The following is a 3,260-nucleotide window of genomic DNA, read 5'->3' as shown; positions in this document are numbered from 1 at the left end:
CCGCTCTTGCTCAGCTCCGCGTAACGGTCCTGAAGATCGAACAGCCCAGCTTGACCGGCCATGTCCCGTCCTCCGTCACCCTCAAGCCAAGGGAATCACCAGAACGCCGGCAACGCTACGGTTTTTCGAGGTGTCCATCTGGCATGAGCACAATGCGATGGATACGACTGTCTCCTACGGCTGAATGGGAGCCCGGCCGCGATTTGGGGGACGGCCGGTACGAGATCCTTGGGCATCCGCGGGGAATGCGCCCGGTGGAGGTCGGCCCGCCGCTCGACGCCCCCACAGATCGGGCCGCGGCGGAGCCTGATCGCTGGACGGAATTTTTCGCCTCTCCCGGCATCGCGTTCCCGGTTCGCGACCAGCCCACGCCGTCAAGTGAGCGTGGCAGTCTTCTCGATATGTTGGCACAGGTAGAAGGTGTGAACGAAGGTCCCGAAGACCCGGACCCGTTCGCTGGTCGCGGTGATGACCGAGACGCGCTGCTGCGCGAGCTTCAGCGCCTCCGGCAGGACTGCGCCGAGGCCTATCAGGTGGTTGGCACGCTCGGCGCCGCCGTCGGCCTGCTCGATTCCGTCCCGCTCGCCAAGGCGCTCGACAACCTGTCAGCGGCCAGCCAAGGGGACGCCCGTCCGCATGAGGACCTGCTGCCGTTCATTCTGACCTGCAGCGACAAGGAGTAGCCGAAGCCTTCCCATGTGAAGAAGTCTGCCCAACATGTTTGCGTCAGTCCGGGTGATCGGCGGGCTGGAGAGGTGTGGTGAAAGGGGAACCTGCTCCGAGAAGCCACTCCCTTGCCAACACGCATGTTCAGGGTCATCATCTTGCGTGCTGGGGCTGTGCGGGTAGAGGGGCTTGCCCCGTCCCGGTCGAAATCCCGACAGCGCTGTAACGGGGCACGCCGCGGCGACAGCCGTAGGTCTTCGGACCAGCAGCTTTCCCCAGCCATTCGCCGTGTGGTTAAAGAGGGCACCAAGTTCGAAGCCCCTGATGGTCCGCTTTGCGCCAGGAGCGGAAATCGATCTCCCGAAATCCAATGTTCGAAATCGGCCGGGAGCCGAATGGCAGGTCTGGAACTTGCGAGGCCGGAGACCTGCCGTTCGTTTGGCGTTCAGTGAGTGGCGGGTTTGCCAATCCGTACGCTTCCGGTGAGCCTTTCAATTACCCACAAGCTGCGGCGCGATCTCCGAACCCAAGGTGATGTCGGTCAGGCGCGCCATCCCCCGCCACATGACGGTGTTTCCCGGCGGGGGATCGCAGCCGCGAGCGAGATAGCCGCCGAGCTTGGCCACTTTGGTGTACGCATCCGGTGAGTGACGCAGGTGCGGATCGAAGCGGTCAGCGTCCCGTTCGGTGGATTTGGATGAGTTCCTTGAGGTTCTCGACGCCATCCTCGGTCAGGGCATAGAACCACTGCTCGCCTGGGCCGAACACGGTCAGGCAACCGTCCTCCGGCTCCAACTCGATGGCGATGTCGATCAGCCATTCGACGTCCTCGCCGAGGATCTCAGCGACGCGCTCCATGGTCACGAGGTTGCGGGTTCTGGCCATGGTTCCTCAGGTCGCCGTGGTCGTCTCGCGCAGCCGCTTCCATTCCCAGGGCAGCAACTCGTGCAACTTGGTCTGCGGCAGATCGTTGATGCGGGCCAGGACGTCGGCCAGCCACGCCTGGGGATCGATGTCGTTCATCTTGGCGCTCACGATCAAGCTGTACATGGCGGCGGCGCGCTGCCCGCCTCGATCCGAGCCGCAGAATAGCCATGCCCGTCTGCCCAGAGCGATGCCGCGCAACGCTCGTTCGGCGGCATTGTTGGTCAGGCAGACCCGTCCGTCACGCAGGAAGCGGGTGAAGCCTTCCCAGCGGGTCAGCATATAGTCCATCGCCTTGGCCACCGGCGCGTGCTTCGACATCCCGGCCCGGGCCGCCCGCATCCAGGTCTCCAGTTCCTCGATCCGGGGCTTGGACAGCTCGGTGCGCAGCGCCAGACGGTCGGCCGCCGAACGCCCCAGCGCCTCGCGCTCGATGTCGAACAGCGGGTCGATACGCTGCACCGCCTCCAGCGCCAGCGGGGAGATCGGCGGTGCTCCCTTGCCGCGCCGCTTGTTAGCGGCGATGTCGGCCAGCTCGAAGAATTTCCGACGCGCGTGCGCCCAACACAGGGCCTCGGCCACGGGCTCCGGCTGGCGGCTCGCGTCGTAGAGGCGGTTGTACCCGGCATAGGCGTCGGCCTGCAGCACCCCGGTCCAGTTGGCCAGATGCGCCTCGGGATGCCCGCCGCCACGGTCGCGGGAGTAGTGGAACAGCGCCGCCGGCGCCGCCGCGCCCGCGAAGGGGCGATCGTCGCGCACATAGACCCAGATGCGGCCGGTGTCGGTCTTGCCCTTCGCCAGCACCGGCACGGTCGTGTCGTCGCCGTGCAACCGCTTCGCCGCCAGCACATGCGCGGCGAGCCGGTCGAGCAGCGGCTTCAGCACGCGGCATGCCGCGCCCACCTGGTCGGCCGCGGTGGACAGGCTGATCACCATGCCCTCCTTGGCGAAGCGTTCGCACTGGCGGTTCAGCGGCTGGTGCTGGCCGAACTTCTCGAACAGCAGCGTGGCCAGCAGGTTCGGCCCCGCCCAGCCGCGCGGCGTGGTGTGGAACGGTGCCGGCGGCTGGCTGATCGTCTCGCAGTCCCGGCAGGAGAATTTCTCGCGCACCGTCTGGATGATCGTCCACCGCGCGGGGATGCGCTCGGCCGTCTCGGTGATGCTCTCGCCCAGCTTGCACAGCCGGGTCGATCCGCAGCACGGGCATGCCGCCGGCGCCGGGATCACGACGCGCTCGCGCGGCAGGTGCGCCGGGAACGGCTTGCGCGATGGCGCCCTGCGGGTGATGCGGGCCGCGCCGGTCGCCTGTTCCGCCGCCAGATCGTCCTCGCCGACGCTGGCCTCCGCCTCCTCCAACTGGAATTCGAGTTGGTCGAGCAGTCGGGAGCTCCGTTCGGAGCGACGGCCGTAGAGGTCGCGCTGGAGCTTCTCGATCTGGAGCTTCAGGGTGGCGATCAGCGCCTGGTCGCCGGACCGTTCGGCCCGCGCCTGGGCGGCGTCCGCCTCGGCTGTCAAACGACATCAGGAACCGGCCCCCTGGCGACATGAGGAAAGGGCCCCCGGTTGAGCCCAGTGTCACTGCCGCTTGCAATCCATGGTGAGCAGCAGTTCCTGCGGGGCGGGCTCGGTCAAGCCCGCAGCCGCCGGAGGCGGAGGCCGAGGCGGAGGCC

Annotated in this window: 3 protein-coding genes and 1 pseudogene; 1 reads left to right on the top strand and 3 read right to left on the bottom strand. The window is 67.2% G+C overall.

The genetic code is table 11. From position 1 onward, the window contains the following. The coding region (locus AC1DVI_RS32080; protein WP_476961423.1) for a hypothetical protein at positions 1 to 683 on the top strand (683 nt) is incomplete at its 5' end. A gap of 474 nt (positions 684 to 1,157) precedes the next feature. On the opposite strand, the gene AC1DVI_RS32075 is transcribed toward AC1DVI_RS32080, so the two are convergent. The 3 genes and pseudogenes from AC1DVI_RS32075 to tnpC all read right to left on the bottom strand — a co-directional run. Then, complete coding sequence (locus tag AC1DVI_RS32075) at positions 1,158 to 1,292, bottom strand: hypothetical protein (protein WP_476961422.1); 135 nt, start codon at positions 1,290 to 1,292, stop codon at positions 1,158 to 1,160. Between the two features lie 46 nt (positions 1,293 to 1,338). Then, positions 1,339 to 1,551 (bottom strand): hypothetical protein, encoded by a 213-nt coding sequence (locus AC1DVI_RS32070; protein ID WP_119510267.1) that lies wholly within the window; start codon positions 1,549 to 1,551, stop codon positions 1,339 to 1,341. Between the two features lie 6 nt (positions 1,552 to 1,557). After that, positions 1,558 to 3,099, bottom strand: a pseudogene (gene tnpC / locus AC1DVI_RS32065) (IS66 family transposase); the annotation flags it as partial. Positions 3,100 to 3,260 lie beyond the last annotated feature (161 nt).

The organism is Azospirillum sp. P4_B5 (assembly GCF_056402275.1).
The sequence above is the reverse complement of the archived record's forward strand: the minus strand, read 5'-3'. Positions and strand labels throughout refer to the sequence as shown.

Bases quoted from the DNA above. Each gene is read 5' to 3' on its own strand.
- AC1DVI_RS32070 (WP_119510267.1), bottom strand. From the start codon at position 1,551: ATGGCCAGAACCCGCAACCTCGTGACCATGGAGCGCGTCGCTGAGATC.